Here is a 24,845-nt window from a genome sequence, read left to right on the forward strand (position 1 = left end):
CCGGAGGCACGGGGATGAGCGACGACGGCGGCATGGGCGATACGGCCCCGGGCACTCCGGGCACTCCCGGCACTGCGAACGCTCCCGGCACCCCGGGCACTCCCGGCACTGCGAACGCTCCCGGCACTCCGAACGCTCCCGGCGCCCCGGGCACTCCCGGCACCTCCGTGGAACCCCTCCTCGAAGCCGTGCTCAGCGTCGGTGCCGACCTCGAACTGCGGGCCACGCTGCAGCACATCGTGGACGCGGCGACCCGTATCACCGACGCGCGCTACGGCGCCCTCGGCGTCGTGGACCCCGAACAGGCGCGCCTGACCGAGCTGTTCACCTCCGGTCTGGACGAGGAGACCCGCGCCGGCATCAAAGGGTTCCCGTGCGCGGACCGCGGTGTGCTCGCGGCCCTGGCCGCCGCGCCGCACCCCCTGCGCCTGGACGACCTGACCGCCCACCCGGACTCCGTCGGCTTCCCGCCCGGGCACCCGCCGATGCGCACCTTCCTCGGTGTGCCGGTCATGGTGCGCGACGAGGTGTTCGGCAACCTCTACCTCACCGAGAAGCGCGGCGGCCCCTTCACCCACGGCGACGAGCAGGCGCTGCGGATCCTCGCCGCACAGGCCGGCATCGCCATCGGCAACGCGCGCCTCTACGAGAACGCCCGGCAGCGAGAGCGCTGGATCGAGGGCTCCGCCGCGGTGACCACGGCCCTCCTCGGCGGCGACGCCCCCCTCGACGGCAGCCGTACGGAGCACGAGCAGCAGGGCGGCGGGCTGCGCGACGGGGACGCGCTGATGGTGGTGGCCGAGCAGGCCCGCAGGCTGGCCGACGCCGTGGCCGGGGTGATCCTGCAGCCCACACCCGACGGCGGCATGGAGATCGTCGCGGCCTCCACGCACGGGGACCCGGGTGCCCTGGTCGGCACGGTGATCCACCCGGGCAGCCCGGTGCTCACCCAACTCCTCGGCGGCGAGCCGGTGTTCGTCGAGGACTCGGCCACCGACCCGCGGATGACCACGGCGGTCAGCGCCCGCTTCGGCCCGAGCATGCTCCTGCCGCTGCAGAGCGACGGCCGCCTGATCGGCACCCTCGCCCTGCCCCGCGCCCGCGGTGCACGCCGCTACACGGCCCTGGAGCGGCTGCTCGCCACCCAGTTCGCGCACCAGGCCGCGCTCGCCCTGGTGATGGCCGAGGCCCGGGTCAGCCGCGAACGGCTCGCGGTCTTCGAGGACCGCGACCGCATCGCCCGCGACCTGCACGACCTGGTCATCCAGCGGCTGTTCGCGACGGGGATGATGCTGGAGTCCGCCCAGCGCCGCGCCCGGGTCGACGAGGTGCAGGGCACCATCGGCAAGGCGGTGGACGAGCTGGAGTCCACCATCCAGGAGGTCCGCACCGCGATCTTCGCCCTCCAGCAGCCGCCCGCGGACGCCCCGACCACCTTCCGCGGCAAGGTGCTGCGCGAGGCGGCGGGCGCGGCCGCCGCGACCGGCGTCACGCCCTCCACCCACTTCCACGGCCCCGTGGACGCCGTCATCGGCGAGCGCACGGCCGCCCAGCTCCTGACGGCCCTGCGCCGCGCCCTGGCCGAGGCCTCCCGTCGCACGGAGATCTCCCACATCGACATCACGGTCGACGCCGAGATCCGCCTCGCGGACGGCCGCGCGGGCGTCCGCCTCACGGTCACCGACGACGGCGTGACGGACACCACACCCGCCGACTCGCCCGATCGCGGCACGACGCTGACCTGGCAGGCACCGCTCTAGCCCCGGGCCGCCCGGGCCGCGGGACGGAAACAGTGAGGGCCGCCACGGGATCGTGGCGGCCCTCATCACTGTGAACGGCAGGTCGCATCGTTTCTGCACCTGTGCCGCCTGGTGGGGCGGGTGGGACTCGAACCCACGGCCGACGGATTATGAGTCCGCTGCTCTAACCGGCTGAGCTACCGCCCCTTAGCGGCGTGTCGCGTACACATGTACGCGCCGTCTGCCGCAGCATAGCCGGTCATACGATCTCCCGCGTCGGATGGCCTGCTCTGCCCTGAGCTGCGGACGACGGTCCACATCTGCACAGGACTTGGATCCCCGGCGCGCGGTTCCACCGGACATGAAAAAGGACCCTCAAGGGGTCCTCTTCCGGTTGCTCTCCCGACTGGACTCGAACCAGTAACCTGCCGGTTAACAGCCGGCTGCTCTGCCAATTGAGCTACAGGAGACCGAGCTCCCCCGACTGGACTCGAACCAGTAACCTGCCGGTTAACAGCCGGCTGCTCTGCCAATTGAGCTACAGGGGAATGCATCGTCTGCAACAAGCTCACCTACCTGGGTGTTCCCTGGGCGGCGTGCGCTCGCTGCGACACATACATTAGCGCAAGCAGGGGGGTGCTCCGCCAATCGGTTCCGGGTAGGCGGCCAGCATCGGACGCTAACGGAAGGGTGGCAGCCATGCGGTACAAGCTCACGTTCGTCGCCGGACTGGCCCTCGGCTACGTGATCGGCACGCGCGCGGGACGCGAGCGCTACGAGCAGCTCAAGAAGTCGGCCCGGCAGATCGCGCAGAACCCGGCGGTGCGCAACACCGTCGAGTCGGCGGCCCAGAGCGGTCGCGAGGTCGCGGGCAAGGCCTTCGCCTCGGTCAGCGAGAAGGTCGGGGACAAGATGCCCGACTCGGTGGCGGACCGGGTGCGTTCGCTGCGGGAGAAGTCGCGTGACGGTGCCGAGGACGACTGGGGCACCAGCAACACCTGAGGTGGGCGGCGGGCGTCCGGCAGGGCTGTGACCACGGCCTCGGGCGCCCGCCGCGCACATCACCGCTCCGGCCCGCCGGCCGCCCCCGCGCGTAAGGCAAAATTCACCGCATGGGGATAGTCGCCGGGCTGGACAGCTCTTCCGAGTTCACACGCATCGTGGTCTGCGACACCGACACCGGTGCCGTGGTCAGGCAGGGCTATGCCCCGCATCCGCTGGAGAGCACCGCGGGCGCAGGGGGTCCCGGGGGCAAGCCGTCGGATGTCGATCCGCAGGCCTGGCTGCTCAGCCTCGGTGAGGCCGCGGCCGGCGGGCTGCTCGAAGGTGTGCAGGCCATCGGGGTCTCCGCGCAGCAGAACGCGCTGGTGCCGCTGGACGGCCAGGGCAACACCGTGCGTCCCGCGCTGACCGGCGGCGACAAGCGGGCGCAGGTGGCCGCGGCGGATCTGATCGACGGGCTCGGCGGGCGGCAGGCCTGGGCCGAGGCCGTGGGCTGCGTGCCGCAGGCCCAGCACCCCGTGACCAAGCTGCGCTGGCTGGCGCGCAGCGAACCCGAGAACGCCCGGCGGGTGGCGGCCGTGCTCCAGGCGCACGACTGGCTGGTGTGGCAGCTGCTGGGCCGGCCCGCCCGCAGGACCGCGGACCGCGGCGGCGCTTCCGGTACGGGGTACTGGTCGGCCGCGACCTCCTCGTACCGGCCGGATCTCGTGGAGCTCGCGCTCGGCCGGCAGGCCGCGCTGCCCGAGGTGCTCGGTCCCTCGGAGGCCGCGGGGACCACGCCCGAAGGACTGCTGATCTCGGCGGGGACCGGCGAGACGATGGCGGCCGCGTTCGGTCTCGGGATCGGGGTCGGGGACGCCGTGGTGTCCCTCGGCGCCTCCGGGTCCGTGACGGCCGTGCACCACGAGGCGCTGGCCGACCCGAGCGGGATGATCACCTCGCTCGCCGACGCCACCGGGATGCATCTGCCGGTGGTGCACACGCTGAACGCCGTACGGGCGCTGCGGGGCACCGCGGATCTGCTGTCCACGGATCTGGAGGGGCTCAGCGAGCTCGCGCTCAAGTCGACTCCCGGCGCGCACGGGCTGGTGCTCCTTCCGTACCTGGAGGGCGAGAAGACTCCACAGCTGCCGCACACCGCCGGGTCGCTGCACGGGCTGCGGCGCGAGTCGATGAAGCCGGAGCATCTGGCGCGGGCCGCGTTCGAGGGCATGCTGTGCTCGCTCGCGGACGCGCTCGGGGTGCTGCGGGCGCGCGGGGTGGAGGTGCGCCGGGTGTTCCTGCTCGGGGCGGCCGCCGAGCTGCCGGCCGTGCAGGCCGCGGCGCCGATGCTGCTCGGTGCGCAGGTCGTGGTGCCGCAGCCCGCGGACTATGCGGCGATCGGCGCGGCCCGGCAGGCGGCCTGGGCGCTGGGCGTGCAGCAGGGCACGCTGCATCCGTCCGCTCCCCCGGCCTGGCAGGGCGCGGCGGCGCAGGTGCTCGAGCCGGGCGAGGAGCTCCCGGTCGGGCAGGCCGTGCGCCAGCAGTACACGGCGGTGCGGGAGCAGACCCATCCGGAGGCGTTCGGGGGCCTGAGCGTCTGAGGCTCCGGCTCAAGGGCGGGCGGGGGTTTCTTGACCCGTCCTTGAGTAATTCGGTTGAGCTCCAGCAGGTGGAGTGTCGCAGGATGGCGGATGACTGAAACGTTGCCTCCGGCTACTGCGATAGGTATCGCGTGCTCATACGACTCCTGCGGGAGCATCTCGCTCCGTACAAGAAACCCATAGCCGTCCTGGTGCTGCTGCAGTTCCTGCAGACCTGCGCCACGCTCTACCTGCCCACCCTGAACGCGGACATCATCGACAACGGTGTCGTCGCCGGGGACACGGGCTACATCCTGACCTTCGGTGCCCTGATGATCGGGATCACCGTCGTGCAGGTGGTGTGCAACATCGGCGCCGTGTTCTACGGCGCGCGGACCGCCGCGGCGCTCGGCCGCGACGTACGGGCCGCGATCTTCGACCGGGTGCAGTCGTTCTCGGCCCGCGAAGTGGGGCACTTCGGGGCGCCGTCCCTGATCACGCGCACCACGAACGACGTCCAGCAAGTGCAGATGCTGGTCCTGATGACGTTCACGCTGATGGTGTCCGCGCCCATCATGTGCGTCGGCGGCATCGTGATGGCGCTCGGCCTCGACGTGCCGCTCTCCGGGATCCTGGTGGCGGTCGTGCCGGTGCTCGGCATCGCGGTCTCGCTGATCGTACGGAGGCTGCGGCCGCTGTTCCGCACCATGCAGGAGCGGCTCGACACCGTGAACCGGGTGCTGCGCGAGCAGATCACCGGCAACCGTGTGATCAGGGCCTTCGTGAAGGACGCGTACGAGAAGGACCGGTTCGGGAAGTCCAACGAGGAGCTCACCGACGTCTCGCTCGGCACCGGGCGGCTGCTCGCGCTGATGTTCCCGATCGTCATGACGACGGTGAACATCTCGTCCATCGCCGTGGTGTGGTTCGGCGCTCATCGGATCGACAGCGGCGGGATGCAGATCGGGGCGCTGACGGCGTTCCTCGCGTATCTGATGCAGATCGTGATGAGCGTGATGATGGCCACGTTCATGTTCATGATGGTGCCGCGCGCCGAGGTCTGTGCCGAGCGGATCCAGGAGGTGCTCGACACCGAGTCCAGCGTCGTGCCGCCGGCCGATCCCGTACGGGAGCTGCGGGCACACGGGCATCTGGAGATCCGCGACGCCGGCTTCCGCTACCCGGGGGCCGAGGAGCCGGTGCTCAAGGCGGTCTCCCTCGTCGCGCGGCCCGGTGAGGTGACGGCCGTGATCGGGTCGACGGGCTCCGGGAAGTCCACGCTGCTCGGGCTCGTGCCGCGGCTGTACGACGCGACCGAGGGCGAGGTCCTGGTCGACGGGGTCGACGTGGGCACGCTCGACCCGCAGCTGCTCGCGCGGACCGTGGGCCTCGTACCGCAGAAGCCGTATCTGTTCTCCGGGACTGTGGCGACGAATCTGCGGTACGGGAATCCGGATGCCACGGACGAGGAGCTGTGGCACGCGCTGGAAGTGGCGCAGGCGGCGGACTTCGTGCGAAAGCTGGAGAACGGGCTCAACTCCCCCATCGCGCAAGGCGGGACGAACGTCTCCGGTGGTCAACGGCAGCGGCTCGCGATCGCGCGCACCCTGGTGCAGCGGCCGGAGATCTACCTCTTCGACGACTCGTTCTCGGCGCTGGACTACGCGACGGACGCGGCGCTCAGGGCCGCACTCGCGCGCGAGACCGCCGAGGCGACGGTGGTGATCGTGGCCCAGCGGGTGTCCACGATCCGGGACGCCGACCGGATTCTCGTGCTCGACGAGGGGCGGGTCGTCGGGGTCGGGCGGCATGAGGAACTGATGCAGGACAACGGGACGTACAGGGAAATCGTGCTGTCCCAGCTCACGGAAGCGGAGGCTGCCTGATGGCGGGGCCGGCAGGACGCATGATGGCCGGTGGCGGGCCCGATCAGCGCTCCATGGACTTCAAGGGGTCGGGCAAGCGGCTGCTCGCGCAGTTCAGGCCCGAGCGCTACACGATGTACGCGATGATCGCCGCGGTCATGCTCAGCGTGGGCCTGTCCGTGGTGGGTCCGAAGATCCTCGGGCACGCCACCGACCTGATCTTCGCGGGCATCGTCGGGCGCGACATGCCCGCGGGCGCCACCAAGGCCGAAGTCCTCGCGCAGATGCGGGCGAACGGTGACGGCGACCAGGCGGACATGCTGTCCGGGATGGACTTCACGCCGGGTGAGGGCATCGACTTCGGTGCGGTCGGCGAGACGCTGCTTTTCGCGCTGACCGTGTTCCTGATCGCCGGTGCGCTGATGGCGGTGGCCACGCGTCTGGTGAACCGGGCCGTGAACATGACGGTCTACCGGATGCGCGAGGACCTCCAGGCGAAGCTGTCGCGCCTACCGCTGTCGTACTTCGACAAGCGGCAGCGCGGCGAGGTGCTCAGCCGCGCGACCAACGACATCGACAACATCGGGCAGACGCTCCAGCAGACCATGGGCCAGCTGGTGAACTCGCTGCTCACCATCGTCGGTGTCCTGGTGATGATGTTCTGGATCTCGCCGCTGCTCGCGCTCGTCGCGCTGATCACCGTGCCGCTGTCGTTCTTCGTGGCGAAGAAGGTCGGCAAGCGCTCGCAGCCGCACTTCGTCCAGCAGTGGAAGTCCACCGGCAAGGTCAACGCGCACGTGGAGGAGATGTACACCGGGCACAACCTGGTGAAGGTCTTCGGGCGTCAGGAGGAGTCGGCTCAGCAGTTCGCGGAGCAGAACGAGGCGCTCTACCAGGCCTCGTTCCAGGCGCAGTTCAACAGCGGCGCCATGCAGCCGCTGATGTTCTTCATCTCCAACCTGAACTATGTGCTCGTCGCCGTGGTCGGCGGTCTGCGGGTGGCTTCGGGTGCGCTGTCGATCGGTGACGTGCAGGCGTTCATCCAGTACTCGCGGCAGTTCTCGATGCCGCTGACGCAGGTGGCGTCGATGGCGAACCTGGTGCAGTCGGGTGTGGCCTCGGCCGAGCGGATCTTCGAACTCCTCGACGCCGACGAGCAGTCGGCGGACCCCCGGCCCGCCGAGCGGCCCGAGGTGCTGCGCGGCGAGGTCTCCTTCGAGGACGTGTCCTTCCGTTACGAGGAGGACAAGCCGCTCATCGAGGACCTCTCCCTCACCGTGGAGCCCGGGCACACGGTCGCCATCGTCGGCCCGACCGGCGCGGGCAAGACCACGCTGGTGAACCTGCTCCTCCGGTTCTACGACGTCACCGGCGGACGGATCACGCTCGACGGGATCGACATCGCGAAGATGACCCGCGACGAACTGCGCGCCGGGATCGGCATGGTGCTCCAGGACACCTGGCTGTTCGGCGGCACCATCGCGGAGAACATCGCGTACGGCGCTCCGAAGGACGTGACGCGGGACGAGATCGAGGACGCGGCCCGTGCCGCGCACGCGGACCGGTTCATCCGGACGCTGCCCGACGGCTACGACACGGTGATCGACGACGAGGGCACCGGGGTGAGCGCGGGTGAGAAGCAGCTCATCACCATCGCGCGGGCCTTCCTGTCCGACCCGGTGATCCTCGTGCTCGACGAGGCGACCAGCTCCGTCGACACCCGTACCGAGGTGCTGATCCAGAAGGCGATGGCCCGCCTCGCGCACGGCCGTACGTCCTTCGTGATCGCGCACCGGCTCTCCACGATCCGCGACGCGGACACGATCCTGGTGATGGAGAACGGCTCGATCGTCGAACAGGGCACGCACGACGCCCTGTTGGCGGCCGGCGGTGCCTATGCGCGTCTGTACAAGGCGCAGTTCGCGGAGGCCGTGGTCGAGGTGGAGTAGGCCGTACGGAGGTCATGGCCGCGGTGGAGCAGGCGCTGCGGACGTATGGACCGCGCTGCCCACGCGCCGCACCCTTGGAGCATGCGCAAGGGTGCGGCTGCCGTGGGCAGCGCGGTCTTCTTCGTGGTGGCGCCCGGCACCGTGGCCGGGCTCGTGCCCTGGCTGCTCACCGGCTGGGACGCGGGCGGGCCCTGGTGGGGTCCGGTGCGGGTGGCCGGCTGGGCGCTGCTCGGGGTCGCGACGGCGGCGCTCCTGCACGCCTTCGCCCGCTTCGTACAGCAGGGCCTCGGCACCCCCGCACCCACGGCCCCCACCGCACACCTGGTCGTGACCGGCGTCTACCGGCATGTGCGCAACCCGATGTACGTGGCCGTGACCGCCGTGATCCTGGCCCAAGGCCTGGTGCTCGCCCGGCCCGTGCTGCTCGGCTACGGACTGCTCGCCTGGGCGGTCATGGCCGCGTTCGTGCGCGGCTACGAAGAGCCCAAGCTGCGCGCGCAGTTCGGCCAGGAGTACGAGGACTACCGGCGGGCCGTGCGCGGGTGGGTGCCCCGGCTCGTGCCCTACCGGGCCGGGCACGCGGACCGCTCCTGGTGAAGCCGTCCGCGGTCGGTCCACGGTCAGTCCAGATAGCCCCTGAGCTGGTCGGCGAAGGCGTGGTCGCGGAGCTTGTTGAGGGTCTTCGACTCGATCTGGCGGATGCGTTCGCGCGTCACGCCGAAGATCCGGCCGATCTCCTCCAGGGTGCGCGGCCGGCCGTCCGCGAGCCCGTAGCGCAGCTGCACCACCTTGCGCTCGCGCTCGCCGAGCGTGGAGAGCACGGCCTCCAAGTGCTCGCGCAGCAGCAGGAATGCGGCCGATTCCACGGGCGAGGTCGCGTCCCCGTCCTCGATCAGGTCGCCGAGCGCCACATCGTCCTCTTCGCCCACGGGCGCGTGCAGCGACACGGGCTCCTGCGCGAGCCGCAGCACCTCGCTGACCCGCTCCTCGGGCAGGTCGAGATGCACGGCGACCTCTTCGGGCGTGGGCTCGTACCCGCGCTCCTGGAGCATCCGGCGCTGCACCCGTACGACGCGGTTGATGAGTTCGACGACATGCACGGGGACGCGGATGGTGCGCGCCTGGTCGGCGAGGGCGCGGGACATGGCCTGGCGGATCCACCAGGTCGCGTACGTGGAGAACTTGTAGCCGCGCGCGTAATCGAACTTCTCGACTGCCCTGATCAGGCCCAGGTTCCCCTCCTGGACGAGGTCGAGCATGGTCAGGCCGCGGCCCACGTAGCGCTTGGCGACCGAGACGACCAGGCGCAGGTTGGCCTCGATGAGGCGGCGCTTGGCCATCCGGCCCATGACGACCAGTTTGTCGAGGTCGAGGGCGAGTTGGGAATCGAGGTCGGGGGTGTTGGCGAGCTTCTCCTCGGCGAAGAGACCGGCTTCCACGCGCCGGGCGAGCTCCACCTCCTCGGCCGCCGTGAGCAGCGGGATCCTGCCGATCTCGCGTAAGTACTGCCGGAACAGGTCGGAGGAGGGGCCGCCGGTCTCCGCGCGCGCCGGACGCGGTTCGGGCGGCTCGGGCAGCTCGGCCGGTTCGGCCTCTTCGACGGACTCGGGATGCCGGGCGGGCAGGCTCTGCGCGGGCACGGCCGCGATGAGCTCGGCGGTGGGGTCCGCGCCCGCCTGTGCGCCGCTCTGTGCGGGGGACGTGGCGGACGGGGCTGCTTTGCTCAACGTCCGGGTCTGGGTCTGCACCGGGGCGACCTCCAGGGTGATCGCCGCCGCACGGGGGATTCGCGGCAGCGGTACGGCGGGGACTGGACCGGCGGCCGTGCCGCCGTGCGTCCCGTGATCTGTGAGCGGATCCGCGGGGGTTTCGGGCCCACGCCCGGTGGTCCTGCCGCGCTCCGAGGACTCAGGCACCGCACCCAGTGTGGAGTACGACACATCTCCGCCACGAGGGGCGTGCGGGGACTTTTTGAGTCCGGTCCGTGACCGACCGGTTACCCGCAGAACAAACTCGCATGCCGGTTCGGTCCGGCTCTGTCAGGATCGAACGATGTACGAGCACTCCCCCGCGGCCGCCGTGCCGGGACCCGTGTCCGGGCTCGCTCGCGGGTCCTCAACTGCCTTCTACGAGGCGCATGTCACCGCGCGGTGTGCCGGCGCGGAGGATGTCGCGCGCTTCGAGGCGTGGGCCGCGCGGGAGGGCTTGAAGGCCACCCACATCGTGCTCGCGCGCGGCCGTACGCCCTCGCAGCCGATGCTGACGCTGCGTGAATCCGGCAGCTTCGCCGGGCAGTTGGCCGCGGCGCGGGAGGTGGCGGGTCGGCTGCGGGAGGCCGGGTTCGATCCCGTACGCATCAAGGTGGAGTGCACGCCGTGGGCGCCCGAGGTGCCCCAACAGCCTTCCGCGCGCCAGCACTTCGAGCACCACGTGAAGCTGCTGCTCGACGGGGACTTCGACCGGGCGGGACTGACGGGGGTGGCCGAGGCGCACGGGGCGCATCTGTCGTGGAACGCGCGGCGGGTGCGCGAGGGCGGACGGCACGAGCGGTTCGTCACGCAGCGCTGCTTCGGAGTGCCGGCCGCGGAGGCGGGCCGCGCGCTCGAACAGCTGCTCGCGGATCTGACGGGTTATGACGTCCTGGCTGTGGAGCGCGAGTTCGTGCTGTACGACAGTGACCTGTCGGTGGACGACGGGTGGATCGGGGCGGGGCCTGAGGGCCGGCGCGGGACTTGAGGATCGGGGCGGGGCATGAGCATCGGGGCGGGGTATGAGCATCGGGGCCGGACATGAGTGAGGCATGGCGGAGGTTCAGCTGGGGCGATGTCCATCACGTGCCCAGCGAGGAGCTCACCGAGCAGCAGCGCATGGAGCTCGATCTGCCGCGCTCGCTGCGGCCCTCGGACAGCCGGGTGATCCAACAGGCCGTGTTCGAGCCCGCGTTCAAACATCTCGACCGCGCCTTCCGCGCCCTGGACCCCTCGTTCGTGGACGAGGAGGAGGCCATCGCGTGGCGGGCGGCACGGCAGCAGGCGCTGCACCTCGTGCTCGCCGCGGTCGCCGGGTCGCCGTGGGCCGGTTCGCTGGTGCTGCGCGGCAGCGTGCTGCTGCCCGTATGGCTGGGCGAGCAGGCGCGGGAGCCGGGTGACCTGGACTTCGTGGTGGTGCCCGAGGACTGGCGCCTCGAGCAGGGCCGTACCGAGGTGATGCTGGAGGGCATCGCGGAGGCCGCGCAGCGCCTGGCCGAGGAGCGGGGCGGCCCGCTCGACATCTCGGCGCGCGGCGCGATCACCGAGCAGATCTGGACCTACGACCGGGTGCCGGGCCTGCGGATGGTGCTGCCCTGGTCCGTGCCCGGGCGGCCCGGCGGCCAGGTCCAGCTGGACTTCGTCTTCAACGAGAAGCTGGCCCAGGCACCGGAGCCGGTGCAGCTTCCGGGCGGGGTGGTCGTGCAGGCGGCGACGCCCGCGCTGTCCCTCGCCTGGAAGGTGATGTGGCTGGTCAGCGACTCGTATCCGCAGGGCAAGGACCTGTACGACGCGGTGCTGCTCGCCGAGCGGTGTCCGCTGCCGTGGGCGCTGCTCGACGCGGCGTTCCGGCTCGCGGAGGCGGAGCCGTACCCGGTGCGGCAGGTGCAGATGGCGGACCTGGAGCAGATCAGGGCGTACGTGGAGTGGGAGGACTTCCAGCGGGAGTACCCGCAGCTGGGGACGGACCGCGACGCGTACGTGGACCGGCTGCTCGTCGCGCTGGCACCCACGTTCATGGAGGCGCCGGAGGCGCAGAGTTGAGGGCTGCGAGCCTGCCGCAGAGCCGAGCACTCTGCGGGGGTCAGAGCGCCGCCGCCCCGCGGTCCTGGAGCGCCCGGTTGTAGCGCTGGAGGATCATCAACTCCTCCTGTACGGCGGCCAGTTGACCGGGATCCGCGTGCTGTCCGAGGCGGGCGAGCGAGCCCTGGACGTCGCGGATACGGCGGTCCACGGCGCGGCGGCGGACCCAGACCAGCTGCTCCCCCGCGTAGTTCGCGTCGACGGTGCGGCGCAGGATCGCCTCGACGGCGAGCTCGGTGACCATGGCGCGGACCGAGTCGTCGGGTGCGGCTTCGCGCACCCGTACGAGATAGGCCTGCGGGTCCTGCATGCCGTACTCGGCGCCGCCCGCGTCCAGGATGGCCTGGCGCACGGCGGCATACGGCGGGGCGGTGAACTCGTCGACCCCGTAGGCGTCGAAGGCCGGGGAGACCAACTCGGGGCGCTGGAGGGCGAGTTTGAGCAGTTCACGCTCGGTCGCGTACGCCGGGTTGCGCAGGTTCAGCGGGGCGCCGGAGAGGGGGCGGGGCTGCGCCTCCTCGTACAGGGGCTGCGGGCGCCGCTCGTTCTGCTGCCGGCCGCCCTTGTCGCGGGCCCAGCGGGCGAGCTGCGCCACGCGCTTGACCACGAACTGGGTGTCGAGGATGCCGAGCATGCCCGCGAGCTGGACCGCGACCTCGTGCTGCGCGCCGGTGTTCTTGATCCGGGCGACGACGGGCCCGGCCTCGTCGAGTGCGGCGGCGCGGCCGGCCGGGGTCTCCAGGTCGTAGCGCGAGACGATCTGGCGCAGGGCGAACTCGAAGAGCGGGGTGCGCGGCTGGACCAGGTCCACCACCGCGTCGTCGCCCTTGGCCAGGCGCAGCTCGCAGGGGTCCATGCCGTCGGGGGCGATGGCGATGAAGGTCTCGGCGGCGAACTTCTGGTCGTCCTCGAAGGCGCGCAGGGCCGCCTTCTGGCCGGCCGCGTCGCCGTCGAAGGTGAAGATCACGCGGGCGCTTCCGTTGTCCATCAGAAGCCTGCGCAGGATCTTGATGTGGTCGCCGCCGAAGGCCGTGCCGCAGGTCGCGATGGCGGTGGTGACGCCCGCGAGGTGGCAGGCCATGACGTCCGTGTAGCCCTCGACCACGACGGCCCGGCTCGACTTCGCGATCTCCTTCTTGGCCAGGTCGATGCCGTAGAGGACCTGGGACTTCTTGTAGATCGCGGTCTCGGGGGTGTTCAGGTACTTCGGCCCGTTGTCGTCCTCGCGCAGCCGGCGCGCGCCGAAGCCGACGACCTCGCCGCCGATGTCGCGGATCGGCCACATGAGGCGGCCGCGGAAGCGGTCGATGGGGCCGCGCCGGCCGTCCTGCGAGAGGCCGGAGGTGATCAGCTCCTTGTCGGAGAAGCCTTTGCCGCGCAGATAGCGCGTGAGGTGGTCCCAGCCCGCCGGGCTGTAGCCCACCGAGAAGTGCTCGGCGGCGGCCTGGTCGAAGCCGCGCTCGGCGAGGAAGACCCGGCCGATCTCGGCCTCGGGGCTGGTGGCCAGCTGCTCCTGGTAGAACTGCGCGGCGATCTTGTGGGCCTCGATCAGGCGGATGCGCTCGCCGCGCTGATGGGACGGGTTGTACCCGCCCTCCTCGTACCGCAGCGTGATGCCCGCCTGGGCGGCCAGGCGCTCGACCGCCTCCGAGAAGGTGAGGTGGTCGATCTTCATCACGAACGTGATGGTGTCGCCGCCCTCCTGGCAGCCGAAGCAGTGGAAGAACCCCTTGCTCGGGCTGACCTGGAAGGACGGCGACTTCTCGTCGTGGAAGGGGCAGAGGCCCTTCAGGTTCCCGCCGCCCGCATTGCGCAGTTGCAGGTACTCGGACACCACGGCGTCGATCGGGACCGCGTCCCGTACCGCCTTCACGTCCTCGTCATTGATCCTGCCTGCCACGCATGAAGTCTACGGGTCAGCAGTGACAGTCCGGTCAGCCCTCCAGGAGTGATTCGAGCGGGGTCGTCGGGTCGGCCAGACGCTCCTGGTCCGGCCGGACACCGGTGCGGATGAGCTGCTGAATGTGTTCCGTGACGTCCCATACGTTCACATTCATCCCGGCCAGCACGCGGCCCTCCGACATCCAGAAGGCGATGAACTCCCGCTTCATCGCATCCCCGCGGATGAGGACCTGGTCGTACGAGCCCGGGGGCGCCCAGCCCGAGTACTCCAGGCCCATGTCGTACTGGTCGGAGAAGAAATAGGGGACGCGGTCGTACGACACCGGGCGGCCGAGCATCGCGCGGGCGGCGGCCGGGCCGCCGTTGAGGGCATTGGCCCAGTGCTCGACGCGCAGGCGGGTGTCCAGGAGCGGGTGCTGGGCTGCGGCCACATCGCCGGCCGCGAAGATGTCGGGGTCGGAGGTCCTGAGCGAGGCGTCGACCGCGATGCCGCCGCCGTGCTCGCGGTCCGCGAGGGCCAGGCCCGCCGCCTCGGCGAGCGAGGTGCGCGGGGCGGCACCGATCGCGGCGAGCACGGCGTGCGCCGGGTGCTCGTCGCCGTCGTCGGTGCGGGCGGCGAGGACCAGGCCGTCCTGGCCGACGATCTCGGTGAGCGTGGCGCCGAAGTGGAAGCGCACCCCGTGCTCGCTGTGCAGCTGCGCGAAGACGCCGCCGAGCTCCGGTCCGAGCACGCCATGCAGCGGGGTCGGCGCGGGCTCCACGATCGTGACCTCGGCGCCGATCCCGCGCGCGGCGGCGGCCACTTCGAGGCCGATCCAGCCGGCGCCCGCGATCACCAGATGCCCGTTGTCCCGGCCGAGCCGACCGAGGACGCCCTTGAGGCGCTCGGAGTGGGCGAGGCGGCGCAGGTGGTGGACGCCGGTGAGGTCGGTGCCGGGGATCTCCAGGCGGCGCGGCTCGGCGCCGGTGGCGAGCAGCAGCTTGTCGTAGCCGACCACGGTGCCGTCGCCCAGGCGCACCTCGTGCCGCTCGCGGTCGATGGCCACGACGGGCTGCCCGAGGTGGAGCTCGACATCGGCCTGCGCGTACCAGGCGGGCTCGTGCACGAAGACGCTGTCCCGCTCCTCCTTGCCGAGCAGGAACCCCTTGGACAGGGGCGGGCGCTCGTACGGCCGGTCGCGTTCGTCGCAGAGCAGTATCACGCGCCCGGTGAACCCTTCGGCGCGGAGGGTCTCGGCCGCCTTCGCTCCGGCGAGACCGCCTCCGACGATGACGAACGTCTGATCCGCGTCGACCACTTGGTGCCTCCTCGCTGTGCCGTGTTCACCACGGTCCTGTCTTCGGTCTCCCTCCCCGATCCCGGCGCGCTTACCCCCGCCGCCGGTGATCGGCTGCGCGGGGTGCGGCCGCGGGGCACGGGAGTGCCCGCGGGTGGCGCGTGGTGGGCGGGAGTCGGGGACAGGGCCTAGGGGAGCGTCCCGCACGGAGCGTGAGGGGGGAAGGGGGCAACGGGGGATGCAGCCCGATCAGGCCAGTATTCGGTGCGGACGCGTGACGCGATCGGCACCGCGGGTCGCGCTCGCGGGTGTCTTGCCCGGTGTGGCGGGCGGCCGGTGGTCAGGCGCGTGGTGCGGTGCGGCGGGCCGCCGGTGGTCAGGCGCGTGGCGCGGTGAGGCGGCGGTGCAGGGAGCGGGCCGAGGCGTCGGTGAGGCAGGCGATCTGGTCGACCACCACCCGCGCGCGGGCCCGGTCGTCGGCGGCCTCGTCGAACAGGGCGCGGAACTGCGGGTCCAGGCCTTCAGGGGCGCGGGCGGTGAGCGCGGCGGCCAGTTCGGCGATGACCACGCGCTGGTCCGCGCGCAGCCGCTCCTGCTCGTCGCGCTGCATGACGTAGCGGTCGGCGACGGCCTTCAGGACCGCGCACTCGTACCGGGTCTCCTCCGGTACGACGAGTTCGGCGCCGTAGAGCGTGAGCGGGCCCGGTCCGTAGCGGGCCCGTGTGGCGCCCTCGGCGGCCAGGCAGAAGCGGCCGATCAGCTGGCTGGTGGCGTCCTTGAGGCGGGCCTGGGCGACGGCGGATCCGTCGTAGCCGTGCGGCCACCACTCCTGGTCGAGCAGGCGGTCGAGTGCCGCCGCGAGCTCCTCGGGGTCGGTGCCCTCGGGGACGTAGCGGCCGAGGGCGACCTCGAAGACGGCCTGCCGTTCGGGCTCGGCGTGCAGGCAGTTGGGGTCGATGTGGCCGGCGTGCAACCCGTCCTCGACGTCGTGCACGGAGTACGCCACGTCGTCGGACCAGTCCATGACCTGCGCCTCGAAGCAAGTGCGGTGGCCGGGCGACTCCTTGCGGACCCACTCGAAGACGGGCCGGTCGTCGTCGTACACACCGAACTTCGGGGACTGCGGGTCGGTCGGGTGGGCGCCGCGCAGCCACGGGTACTTGGTGGCGGCGTCGAGTGCGGCGCGGGTGAGGTTGAGGCCGACGCTGACGAGTTCGCCTTCGGTGCCCGGGCTCTGGGAGCGGACGAAGCGTTTGGGTTCGAGCCGGGTCAGGAGCCTGAGCGACTGGGCGTTGCCCTCGAACCCGCCCCATTCCGCGGCGAATTCGTTGAGCGCCTGCTCGCCGTTGTGCCCGAAGGGCGGGTGGCCCATGTCATGCGACAGGCAGGCGGCCTCGACGAGATCGGGGTCGCAGCCGAGCGCGGCACCCAGCTCGCGGCCGACCTGGGCGCATTCGAGGGAGTGCGTCAGGCGGGTGCGCGGGCTGGCGTCCCAGGCCTGGCTGCGCGTGCCGGGCGTGACGACCTGCGTCTTGCCGGCCAGCCGCCGCAGCGCCGCCGAGTGCAGCACGCGGGCGCGGTCGCGCTGGAAGGCGGTGCGGCCGGGCCGCTTGTCGGGCTCGGGGGCCCAGCGCTCCAGCGCGGCGTCCTCGTAGCCGGGGGGCGTGGTGCGGGATTCGTGCTGCGTGCCTTCCATGGAGTGACAGTAGCTCGCGTGCGGGGCGGAGCGCGGGTCGGCGGAGGGTGGGGTGGGGGCTGTGGGGACGGGGCCGTGGCTCCGGTTACATGGGCATCAGGTGCGGCCGGCCGGAATGCGCGGGGCTTCGCCGTGGCGGCGCGGGGGGTGCGGGCTGCCGCCGGGTGGGGGCGGGTGGGGGCGGTTCCGCGTGTGGTCCGGGTCAGGTCCGGGTGCGATACGCGTGCGCCCCGGGAGCGATCCGCGTGCGGTTCTCCGTGTGGGTGCAGGTGGTGGGCTCGCGCGGGAGTCGTCTGGGCGCTCAGGCGGGGACCAGGCGCAGGTGGGCGGTGGTGGAGGTCGGCGTGCGCAGGGCCTCGTCGTAGCGGTGCAGGAGGAGGCGGGCCACCGCCGGGTGGGTGCCGAGCGGGGCCGAGGCGATCCAGGGGGCGGCCTTGGCGGCGGAGGCGGCGAACCGGCCGGGGGCCGTGAAGCAGGACGCGATCGCCACGCGGTGCCGGCCGCGGGCCGCCAGGGCACGGACGGCGGCGGGCACGGCGGGGGCCGCGGCACAGGCGTAGGCGGCGACGACGGGGACGCCGAGGCGCTCGGAGAGCAGGCCGGCGATCCTGCGGGTGCCGGCGGCCGACTCCGGGTCGCGTGATCCGGCGGCGGCCAGGACCACGGCGCCGGAGCGCCGCAGGTGCGCGGTCATCCGCCCCTCGCCCGGCCAGCCCGCCTCGATGAGCCGCTCGTACAGCGCCTCGATCAGGAGCGGGTGCTCGCCGAGCGGCTCGGCGATCCGGGTGCGCAGGGAGGTGGCGCGGGCCGCAGCCGGCAGATCGTGCTTGACGTGGAAACCGCGGGACAGCAGGAGCGGTACGAGGACGGCCTCGCCGACTCCCTCACGCGCCAGGCGGGCCAGCGTGTCGGGCAGCAGCGGGGCGTCGATCTCGATGTGGCCCAGGCGCACGGTCAGTTCGGGCCGCAGTTCGCGCATGCGCTCGCGCAGCGCCTTCACGGTGGCGAGCGTCTGCGGGTGGCGGCTGCCGTGCCCGACGAGGACGAGCGCGGGCGGCCGGTCGTCGTGCCGGCGGCCGTCGAGCCCCACATGGCTGAGCTGGCTGCCGAGTTGGGCGGTGATCCGGCCCATCAGCTGGGCGGCGTTGGCGAAGACGCTCTCGTCGGCGGCCGGCGCGCCCGGGACGCGTGCGCCGGGGGTGTGCGCGCCCGGGGCGTCCTCGGCCGCAGCGGGCAACGGCTGGTCGGGCCGGGGTGCGGAGGGTGCGCTCGATGCCGTCATGCGGCAAGCCTCCCGGGTGCAGATTGCCGTTCCGTTGCGCGGCGGTGACAGCTGATTTCGGCTCGTTCACCGCCCGGCCGCGGCGGGTGTCAGTGGCGTGCGTCATGCTGAGGGACGCGAGGGTGCACTGCGGCCTGTGGGGGGGCCGGATCCTGTGGTGTGGCGAAGACGGGGGTGGGGCGTGGGCGCATACATGCCTGCGGTGTTCGTGGCGCTGACCTGGGGTGTCCGGGTGTGCGCGGTGGGCACCTGGGTCGCGGTGCTGGTGGCCGGGCTGTGGACGATGGGCGTCCTCGCCGGTCCGCCGCCGTACGACGGTCCGTTGCTGTGGGGGTGGATCGCGGCCGGGTGCGCGCTGGGGCGGCCCGTTCTGCTGTGGATACGGCTCGGTGTGGAGTCGGAGTCGTGGCGGTGGGGCCCGGACGAGGACGAGACGGAGCCGCTGCCGGTGGGCGGCCGTGTGTCGCTGTCCAAGGGGGCCGGGCGCGGGGCCGGTTCGCCGGTCGAACGGGCGGGGCGGTCCGGCCGGAAGCGGCCGCGGCGGCCGTTCTCGTACGACGAGGAGCCGGCCGACTTCGCCGCGCCCGCCTGGGTCAAGCTCCGCCGCTGCCTGGCGTTGCTCCCGGTCGCGGTGGCCTCGGCGGCCGTGTTCGGGCTGCTCGGCGCTGACCTGGACGGGAGCAGTCTCGTCACGCGGTTGCAGCGGGCGGGCGCGCAGGCGGCGGTCGGCACCGTCGTGGAGCAGCCGCGCAAGGTGACGGAGAGCCGCGACGACGAGGGAACCCTCCAGGGCCACACCTCCGAGCTCAGGCTCCAAGTGCCGGGCGCCGAGCGGCCGTTGACGGCGCGCGGCGCCGCCACGGAGGGGAGGCCGGAGCGCGGCGACCGGTTCGAGCTGCTGTGGTCGCCCGCCGACCCGGGCCTCGGGGCCTATGTCTCCGAGGGCGACGACATGGCCGCGCGGGCCGACCCCGGCTGGGAGCTCTTCCCCGCCCGAGGGCCCGGCGAGTACGGCCTGTTCGTCCTGATCATCATGCTCATCACCGCGTGCGCCTTCGGACTCCCGCTCGCCCTGGCCCCGGACGCGGACGAGCTGCACGAGCAGGCCTGGGCCCCCTGGGCACAGACGGGGTACGGGGTAGTCGTGGCGGGCACCTTCCTGCTCCAGCGACCGCTGCTCCTCGGCACGGGCATGCCGGACAACGTGGCGCTGGCCGTCGCGACCGCACTCGGCTTCCTGATACCGCTGTTCCTCCAGATCACTTATGGGATACGCACGTTGCTGCGGTGAGGGGGCATGCCCAGAAGTGGGGTGAGTGGGCCCGCCCTCAGGGGAGGCACGTGGGCACGCCCGCAAGTGAGGTGAGCGGGCACGCCCCGGAAGTGGGGTGAGGGGGCCCGCCCGGAAGTGGGGTGAGGGGGCCCGCCCGTAAGTGGGGTGAGGGGGCCCGCCCGTAAGTGGGGTGAGGGGGCCCGCCCGCAAGTGGGGTGAGGGGGCCCGCCCGCAAGTGAGCACGCGGACATGCCCACAAGTGAGGCACGTGGGCATGCCCACAAACCGCGCCGAAGGGAACCATTCCGCGCGCCCGGACGTGGATCAAGCCGTATCCACGGCAACGGGCAACGGGGGTGGACGGCATGCGGATGCCGGGAAGCGGCCGCGCGGGCCGGACGGCGCGCGCCGCGACGACGGCGCGCCTGTCCGCTCTGCGTACGGGGTTCGGCACGCTGCGGTCGGGGCTCGGCGCGCTGCGGTCGGGGCTCGGCTCACTGTGGTCGGGGCTCGGCGCGCTGTGGTCGGGGCTCGGTGCGCTGCGGGCCCGGACGTCGGCAGCGCTGCGGACCCGGCGCGGCCGGCGCAGGGCCGTGCAGGCCCTGATGCTGGGCTGCGTGCTCGCGCTGCTGCCGTCGACCTGGACGCACGTGGTCGCGGCCGGTCGCGTCGGCGATGTGGCCGGGGCACCGAAAGCGCCGGTGGCCGTGGTGTTCGGCGCGGGGCTGTGGCGCGGTGAGCCCTCCCCGTATCTGGCCCACCGCCTCGACGCCGCCGCCGAGTTGTACCGCGCGGGACGCGTCGAGGTCGTGCTCGTCACCGGGGACAACAGCCGGGTCGAGTACGACGAGCCGGATGCGATGCGCCGCTATCTGACCGAGCACGGCGTGCCGGACCGGCGGATCGTCAGCGACTACGCGGGCTTCGACACCTGGGACTCCTGCGTCCGCGCCAAGAAGATCTTCGGCGTGGACCGGGCCGTCCTGATCAGCCAGGGCTTCCACATCCGCAGGGCCGTCACCCTGTGCGAACGGGCGGGCGTGGACTCGTACGGCGTCGGCGTGGCCGAACCGCACGACGCGACCTGGTACTTCGGCGGCGTAAGGGAGCTGCTCGCCGCGGGCAAGGGCGCGACCGACGCGGCGCTCGGCCGCGATCCGCGCTTCCTCGGCCCGCGGGAGGACGGCGTCCGGCGCGCACTGGCGACCGCTCGCTGAGCCACGCGCCGACCTCACCCCCTCCGGTCCGGGCCCCTCTCCCACGTCCTCCCTCCCCGGGCGCTGACATCTCGCCCCGCTCCTGGGACACTGGCGCGGCCCGAGGCCATATGCCTAACAGTCATATGGCGAATCGATCGACGGCCGTACGGCGCGTCGATCGCCGAAACGCAAGACGGACCCCGAGGAGTGGACATGGCTGCGGAGTTGAGCGGCAAGGTCGTGATCGTCACGGGCGGTGCCCGGGGCCTGGGCGCCGCGATGGCCGAAGCGGTCGTGGCCGGCGGCGGCAAGGTCCTGATCACCGACGTACTGGAGAAGGAGGGTGCCGACACGGCGGCCGCGCTCGGGGAGTCCGCGCGCTTCCTGCGGCACGACGTGACCAACGAGGCCGACTGGCAGGCGGCGTTCGACCTCGCGGTGGCGGAGTTCGGGCGGGTCGACGGCCTGGTGAACAACGCCGGTGTCGCCACGGGCGAGTTGCTCGAGAACGAATCCGTCGAGCACTTCCGGCAGGTGATCGAGATCAACCTGGTGGGCGTGTTCATCGGTCTGCGCACGGCGATCCCCGTCCTGCGCGCGCACGGCGGCGGCTCGATCGTGAACATCTCCTCGGCCGCGGGCCTCACCGGCCTCGCCCTCACAGCGGGGTACGGAGCCTCGAAGTGGGGCGTGCGCGGCCTCACGAAGATCGGCGCGGTCGAGCTCGCCGAGTCCCGTATCCGCGTCAACTCCGTCCACCCCGGCATGACCTACACGCCGATGACGGCCGGCCTGGGCATCCAGCCGGGCGAGGGCGGCTACCCGGGCACCCCGATGGGCCGGGTCGGCGTACCGGAGGAGATCGCGTCGGCGGTGACCTTCCTGCTCTCGGACGCGGCGGCGTACATGACGGGAGCGGAGCTGGCGGTGGACGGCGGCTGGACGGCGGGACCGACGGTGCGGGCGCTGACGGGGCGGTGAGCCGAGGGAGCAGAAGCGACGGGGGCGGTGAGCCGAGGAGGCAGAAGCGGCGGGGCGGTGAGCCGAGGACACGGAACCGGCGGGCGGGTGGGTGCCTCACCACCGGGCACCCACCCCGCTGAGCCCGCCGTACCCGGCGTGTAACGAGGGCCGTCGCGGGGTGTAACACGGGGCCCGCACGCTGGGGGTATGCCGAACTCCGCACCGTCCGCCGGCCCCGTTCCGACCCACTGCCCGTACTGCGCGCTCCAGTGCGGCATGCGGCTGGCCGTGGCGGACGGCGGGGTGGAGGTGGTCGAGCGGGCCGACTTCCCGGTGAACCGCGGGGCCCTGTGCGGCAAGGGCCGCACCGCGCCCGCGCTGCTCGACCGCGCCGCACGCCTGACCGAACCGCTCGTGCGGGATCCGGAGAGCGGACGGCTCGTGCCCGCGGGCTGGGACGAGGCGCTCGGTCTGATCGCCGCGCGGCTCGCGGCGACGCGCGCGGCGCACGGGGCCGACGCCGTCGGCGTGTTCGGGGGCGGGGGACTGACCAACGAGAAGGCGTACGCGCTCGGGAAGTTCGCGCGCGTGGTCCTCGGGACCTCGCAGATCGACTACAACGGGCGGTTCTGCATGTCGTCGGCCGCGGCAGCCGGCCGCAAGGCGTTCGGGATCGACCGGGGGCTGCCGTTCCCGCTGGCGGACATCCCCCGTACGGGGTGTGTGATCCTCGTCGGCTCCAACCTCGCCGAGACCATGCCGCCCGCCCTGCGGTACTTCACCGAGCTGAAGGAGAACGGCGGCACGCTGATCGTCATCGATCCGCGCCGCACGAAGACCGCCGAGCAGGCCGATCTGCACCTGGCGCCCCGGCCCGGCACCGATCTCGCGCTGGCACTGGGGATGCTGCACCTGGTGGTGACCCAGGGGCGTACGGACGAGGAGTTCATCCGGGAGCGGACCACGGGCTGGGAGGCCGCGCGGGCCGCGGTCATGGCGCACTGGCCCGAGCTGGTGGAGCGGATCACCGGGGTGCCGGTGCCCCAACTGCGGCGCGCCGTCGAGCTGTTCTGCGCCCCCGAGCACGCGATGGTGCTCACCGCGCGCGGGCCCGAGCAGCAGGCCAAGGGCACGGACACCGTCGGCGCGTGGATCAACCTGTGCCTGGCGACCGGCCGCGCGGGCCGCCCGCTGTCCGGGTACGGCTGTCTGACCGGGCAGGGCAACGGGCAGGGCGGACGCGAACACGGCCAGAAGGCCGACCAGTTGCCGGGGTACCGGGATCTCGCCGATCCGGCGGCGCGGGCGCATGTGGCCGAGGTGTGGGGGGTGGCCCCCGAGTCGCTGCCGGGGCCGGGGCGCAGCGCGTACGAGCTGCTCGACGCGCTCGGCGGGGACATCAAGTCCCTGCTCCTGATGGCTTCCAACCCCGTCGTGTCCGCACCGCGCGCCGCGCACATCGAGGAGCGGCTGCGCTCCCTGGACTTCCTGGCCGTGGCCGATGTGGTGCTCTCGGAGACGGCGGCCCTCGCGGACGTGGTGCTCCCGGTGACGCAGTGGGCCGAGGAGACGGGCACGCTCACCAATCTGGAGGGCCGTGTCCTGCTGCGGCGGCAGGCGGTGACGGCGCCTTCAGGGGTACGGAGCGACCTCCACGTCCTGGGTGAACTGGCCGCCCGGCTGGGCGTGGAGAAGGGGTTCCCGACCGATCCCGAGGAGGTCTTCGAGGAGCTGCGGCGGGCGAGCGCGGGCGGCGCGGCGGACTACTCGGGGATCACGTACCGGCGGCTCGCGGAGGGGGACGGGGTGTTCTGGCCCTGTCCGGAAGGCGGGTCGGCAGCCCCGGCCGCTGGGGGTGACGGTGCCGTCTCGGGGGGCGGCACCGGCACCGGCTCGGGCTCCGGCACCGACTCGGGCTTCGGCTCCGGCTCCGGCTCCGGCTCCGACTCCAGCTCGGGCTCCGGCTCCGGCGCTCAACACCCAGGCACCCCCCGCCTGTTCCTCGACCGTTTCGCCACCCCCGACGGCCGCGCCCGCTTCGCCCCGGTGACGCACCGACCCACCGCCGAGGAGACCGACGCCGAGTATCCGGTGGTGCTCACGACGGGGCGGGTGCTCGCCCAGTACCAGTCGGGCGCGCAGACCCGCCGCGTACCGGAGCTGAACGCGGCGGCCCCCGGGCCCTTCGTCCAGCTGCATCCGCGGCTCGCGGACCGGATCGGGGTCGGTGAGGGCGACCCCGTGGCGGTGGTCTCGCGCCGGGGCAGGGCCGTGGCCCCGGCGCGGATCACCGCGGGCATCCGGGCGGACACCGTGTTCATGCCCTTCCACTGGCCCGGCGAGGGCCGGGCCAACTCCCTCACGCACCCGGCACTCGACCCGGCCTCCCGTATGCCGGAGTTCAAGGTGTGTGCGGTCCGCCTGGAGGCTGCGGCGCCGGCCGACGCGGGGCCCGGGGCCGCCCCGGGCTCCCGGTCCGGGCCGGGGCCCCGGCCCGCATGAGCCAGTCCCCGCCCGGCAGTTCGCGCCCGGAGGCCCGCAGCCGGGCCGCGACCGCGGGCGCCGCCACGTACACCCAGGCCTCGACCGGACCGGACGCGGCCTCGACCGCACGCGCCACGCGCTCGTAGTCGTTGTGCGGATCGCCGGGTACGTAGTCCTCCAGGCGGTCGAGGAGGGCGAGCAGCCGGGCGTAACCCTCGGGCTCGGGCGTGACGAGATCGCCGTGGACCGTGCGCGCTCCCCCGCCCGCCCCGGCCGACGTCTCCTCGACGGCGTACGGATAGCCCGGACCCTCGTACAGGACGGCACCCCGCCACAGCGCCGGCTCCGCGGCGGCCGTGCAACTCTCCAGGAAGCGACGGTAGTTGTACTCGCCGGGGCGCAGCGTCCCGTACACGAAGAACGGCAGGCTCACGCCGAGGTCTCCCGGCGCACCCAGTCCAGGTAGGCCGCACTGCCCGCCGCCACCGGCGTCGCGATGATCTCGGGGGTCTCGTAGTCGTGCGCCTCCTGGAGCCACTCCTGGAGCAGCGGATAGCGCTCGGCCGTCGTCTTGAACAGGATCTGCCACTCCTCGGAGGTCTCGATCCGCCCCTCCCAGCGGTACACCGAGGTGACCGGCGCGGAGATCTGCGCGCAGGCCGCAAGGCGCGCGTCCACCGCGCCGCGCGCGAGCAGCTGGGCCTTGAGCGCCGCGTCCGTCGTCGTCAGTACGGTCCACACACCGGAGCCCCCGGACGGGTCCGCCACGCCTTCGCCCTCGTCCCCCGCACGGTCCTGCACACCCTTGCCCACGTCCACGCC

Annotated in this window: 19 protein-coding genes and 3 tRNA genes; 12 read left to right on the forward strand and 10 right to left on the reverse strand. The window is 72.6% G+C overall.

Annotation, left to right across the window (positions count from 1 at the left end):
• The first annotated feature begins 14 nt into the window (after nucleotides 1-14).
• Nucleotides 15-1,760, forward strand: a complete 1,746-nt coding sequence (locus BLT97_RS22015) for a GAF domain-containing protein (RefSeq protein ID WP_245769467.1) — start codon at nucleotides 15-17, stop codon at nucleotides 1,758-1,760.
• A gap of 109 nt (nucleotides 1,761-1,869) precedes the next feature.
• On the opposite strand, the gene BLT97_RS22020 is transcribed toward BLT97_RS22015, so the two are convergent.
• From BLT97_RS22020 to BLT97_RS22030, 3 genes are all read right to left on the reverse strand, one after another.
• A tRNA-Ile gene (locus BLT97_RS22020) sits at nucleotides 1,870-1,946 on the reverse strand.
• Nucleotides 1,947-2,136: 190 nt separating this feature from the next.
• Nucleotides 2,137-2,209 (reverse strand) — tRNA-Asn (locus BLT97_RS22025).
• A 5-nt stretch (nucleotides 2,210-2,214) separates the two neighbouring features.
• Nucleotides 2,215-2,287, reverse strand: a tRNA-Asn gene (locus BLT97_RS22030).
• A gap of 151 nt (nucleotides 2,288-2,438) precedes the next feature.
• Here BLT97_RS22030 and BLT97_RS22035 point away from each other — a divergent pair.
• The 5 genes from BLT97_RS22035 to BLT97_RS22055 all read left to right on the forward strand — a co-directional run bounded on the left by BLT97_RS22035 (nucleotide 2,439) and on the right by BLT97_RS22055 (nucleotide 8,714).
• Nucleotides 2,439-2,741, forward strand: coding sequence for a hypothetical protein (locus BLT97_RS22035; protein WP_093612840.1), 303 nt, complete (start codon nucleotides 2,439-2,441; stop codon nucleotides 2,739-2,741).
• 110 nt (nucleotides 2,742-2,851) lie between these two features.
• Nucleotides 2,852-4,324: an FGGY family carbohydrate kinase gene (locus BLT97_RS22040; protein WP_093612842.1), complete on the forward strand. Its 1,473-nt coding sequence runs from the start codon at nucleotides 2,852-2,854 to the stop codon at nucleotides 4,322-4,324.
• Nucleotides 4,325-4,455: 131 nt separating this feature from the next.
• Entirely contained in the window at nucleotides 4,456-6,189 is a 1,734-nt protein-coding gene (locus tag BLT97_RS22045) for an ABC transporter ATP-binding protein (protein WP_093612844.1), read from the forward strand.
• A complete protein-coding gene (locus BLT97_RS22050; protein ID WP_093612846.1) occupies nucleotides 6,189-8,117 on the forward strand; it encodes an ABC transporter ATP-binding protein in 1,929 nt (642 codons plus the stop codon). Before BLT97_RS22045 ends, BLT97_RS22050 begins: the two co-directional genes overlap by 1 nt.
• 81 nt (nucleotides 8,118-8,198) lie before the next feature.
• On the forward strand, nucleotides 8,199-8,714 hold the full coding sequence (locus tag BLT97_RS22055) for a methyltransferase family protein (protein WP_093612848.1): 516 nt from the start codon (nucleotides 8,199-8,201) through the stop codon (nucleotides 8,712-8,714).
• Between the two features lie 23 nt (nucleotides 8,715-8,737).
• Here the strand turns inward: BLT97_RS22055 and BLT97_RS22060 are convergent, their stop codons facing one another.
• Nucleotides 8,738-10,033: an RNA polymerase sigma factor gene (locus BLT97_RS22060; protein ID WP_093613233.1), complete on the reverse strand. Its 1,296-nt coding sequence runs from the start codon at nucleotides 10,031-10,033 to the stop codon at nucleotides 8,738-8,740.
• Between the two features lie 136 nt (nucleotides 10,034-10,169).
• Between BLT97_RS22060 and BLT97_RS22065 the strand changes: the two genes are divergently transcribed.
• Together BLT97_RS22065 and BLT97_RS22070 are read left to right on the forward strand one after the other, a co-directional pair.
• Nucleotides 10,170-10,853 carry a hypothetical protein gene (locus BLT97_RS22065; RefSeq protein WP_245769468.1) on the forward strand — a complete coding sequence of 228 codons (684 nt, stop codon included), beginning with the start codon at nucleotides 10,170-10,172 and terminating at the stop codon, nucleotides 10,851-10,853.
• A gap of 53 nt (nucleotides 10,854-10,906) precedes the next feature.
• Nucleotides 10,907-11,908, forward strand: a complete 1,002-nt coding sequence (locus BLT97_RS22070) for a nucleotidyl transferase AbiEii/AbiGii toxin family protein (RefSeq protein WP_093612850.1) — start codon at nucleotides 10,907-10,909, stop codon at nucleotides 11,906-11,908.
• Between the two features lie 40 nt (nucleotides 11,909-11,948).
• On the opposite strand, the gene dnaG is transcribed toward BLT97_RS22070, so the two are convergent.
• From dnaG to BLT97_RS22090, 4 genes are all read right to left on the reverse strand, one after another.
• Entirely contained in the window at nucleotides 11,949-13,847 is a 1,899-nt protein-coding gene (dnaG, locus tag BLT97_RS22075; protein WP_093612852.1) for a DNA primase, read from the reverse strand.
• Between the two features lie 34 nt (nucleotides 13,848-13,881).
• A complete protein-coding gene (locus BLT97_RS22080) occupies nucleotides 13,882-15,147 on the reverse strand; it encodes an NAD(P)/FAD-dependent oxidoreductase (RefSeq protein WP_093612854.1) in 1,266 nt (421 codons plus the stop codon).
• Between the two features lie 355 nt (nucleotides 15,148-15,502).
• Complete coding sequence (locus BLT97_RS22085) at nucleotides 15,503-16,822, reverse strand: deoxyguanosinetriphosphate triphosphohydrolase (protein WP_093612856.1); 1,320 nt, start codon at nucleotides 16,820-16,822, stop codon at nucleotides 15,503-15,505.
• Between the two features lie 301 nt (nucleotides 16,823-17,123).
• Nucleotides 17,124-17,954: a sirohydrochlorin chelatase gene (locus BLT97_RS22090; RefSeq protein ID WP_093613237.1), complete on the reverse strand. Its 831-nt coding sequence runs from the start codon at nucleotides 17,952-17,954 to the stop codon at nucleotides 17,124-17,126.
• A gap of 331 nt (nucleotides 17,955-18,285) precedes the next feature.
• On the opposite strand from BLT97_RS22090, the gene BLT97_RS22095 reads away from it, so the two are divergent.
• The 4 genes from BLT97_RS22095 (at nucleotide 18,286) to BLT97_RS22110 (ending at nucleotide 24,041) form a co-directional block, all read left to right on the forward strand.
• On the forward strand, nucleotides 18,286-19,395 hold the full coding sequence (locus tag BLT97_RS22095) for a hypothetical protein (protein WP_093612858.1): 1,110 nt from the start codon (nucleotides 18,286-18,288) through the stop codon (nucleotides 19,393-19,395).
• A gap of 587 nt (nucleotides 19,396-19,982) precedes the next feature.
• Nucleotides 19,983-20,594, forward strand: coding sequence for a SanA/YdcF family protein (locus BLT97_RS22100; RefSeq protein ID WP_245769498.1), 612 nt, complete (start codon nucleotides 19,983-19,985; stop codon nucleotides 20,592-20,594).
• 195 nt (nucleotides 20,595-20,789) lie between these two features.
• Nucleotides 20,790-21,557, forward strand: a complete 768-nt coding sequence (locus BLT97_RS22105) for a glucose 1-dehydrogenase (protein ID WP_093612860.1) — start codon at nucleotides 20,790-20,792, stop codon at nucleotides 21,555-21,557.
• A gap of 189 nt (nucleotides 21,558-21,746) precedes the next feature.
• Nucleotides 21,747-24,041, forward strand: coding sequence for a molybdopterin oxidoreductase family protein (locus tag BLT97_RS22110; RefSeq protein ID WP_093612862.1), 2,295 nt, complete (start codon nucleotides 21,747-21,749; stop codon nucleotides 24,039-24,041).
• Here the strand turns inward: BLT97_RS22110 and BLT97_RS22115 are convergent.
• Nucleotides 23,941-24,456, reverse strand: a complete 516-nt coding sequence (locus BLT97_RS22115; protein ID WP_093612864.1) for a gamma-glutamylcyclotransferase family protein — start codon at nucleotides 24,454-24,456, stop codon at nucleotides 23,941-23,943. The genes BLT97_RS22110 and BLT97_RS22115 overlap by 101 nt on opposite strands.
• Complete coding sequence (gene cutA / locus BLT97_RS22120; protein WP_093613241.1) at nucleotides 24,453-24,764, reverse strand: divalent-cation tolerance protein CutA; 312 nt, start codon at nucleotides 24,762-24,764, stop codon at nucleotides 24,453-24,455. Before cutA ends, BLT97_RS22115 begins: the two co-directional genes overlap by 4 nt.
• Nucleotides 24,765-24,845 lie beyond the last annotated feature (81 nt).

Source organism: Streptomyces indicus (assembly GCF_900100315.1).
Classification (GTDB): domain Bacteria; phylum Actinomycetota; class Actinomycetes; order Streptomycetales; family Streptomycetaceae; genus Streptomyces; species Streptomyces indicus.

Coding starts and splice junctions, on each gene's coding strand:
- BLT97_RS22015 (WP_245769467.1), top strand. CDS start 15: ATGAGCGACGACGGCGGCATGGGCGATACGGCCCCGGGCACTCCGGGC.
- BLT97_RS22035 (WP_093612840.1), top strand. CDS start 2,439: ATGCGGTACAAGCTCACGTTCGTCGCCGGACTGGCCCTCGGCTACGTG.
- BLT97_RS22040 (WP_093612842.1), top strand. CDS start 2,852: ATGGGGATAGTCGCCGGGCTGGACAGCTCTTCCGAGTTCACACGCATC.
- BLT97_RS22050 (WP_093612846.1), top strand. CDS start 6,189: ATGGCGGGGCCGGCAGGACGCATGATGGCCGGTGGCGGGCCCGATCAG.
- BLT97_RS22055 (WP_093612848.1), top strand. CDS start 8,199: ATGCGCAAGGGTGCGGCTGCCGTGGGCAGCGCGGTCTTCTTCGTGGTG.
- BLT97_RS22065 (WP_245769468.1), top strand. CDS start 10,170: ATGTACGAGCACTCCCCCGCGGCCGCCGTGCCGGGACCCGTGTCCGGG.
- BLT97_RS22070 (WP_093612850.1), top strand. CDS start 10,907: ATGAGTGAGGCATGGCGGAGGTTCAGCTGGGGCGATGTCCATCACGTG.
- BLT97_RS22085 (WP_093612856.1), bottom strand. CDS start 16,822: ATGGAAGGCACGCAGCACGAATCCCGCACCACGCCCCCCGGCTACGAG.
- BLT97_RS22090 (WP_093613237.1), bottom strand. CDS start 17,954: ATGGGCCGGATCACCGCCCAACTCGGCAGCCAGCTCAGCCATGTGGGG.
- BLT97_RS22100 (WP_245769498.1), top strand. CDS start 19,983: ATGCTGGGCTGCGTGCTCGCGCTGCTGCCGTCGACCTGGACGCACGTG.
- BLT97_RS22105 (WP_093612860.1), top strand. CDS start 20,790: ATGGCTGCGGAGTTGAGCGGCAAGGTCGTGATCGTCACGGGCGGTGCC.
- BLT97_RS22110 (WP_093612862.1), top strand. CDS start 21,747: ATGCCGAACTCCGCACCGTCCGCCGGCCCCGTTCCGACCCACTGCCCG.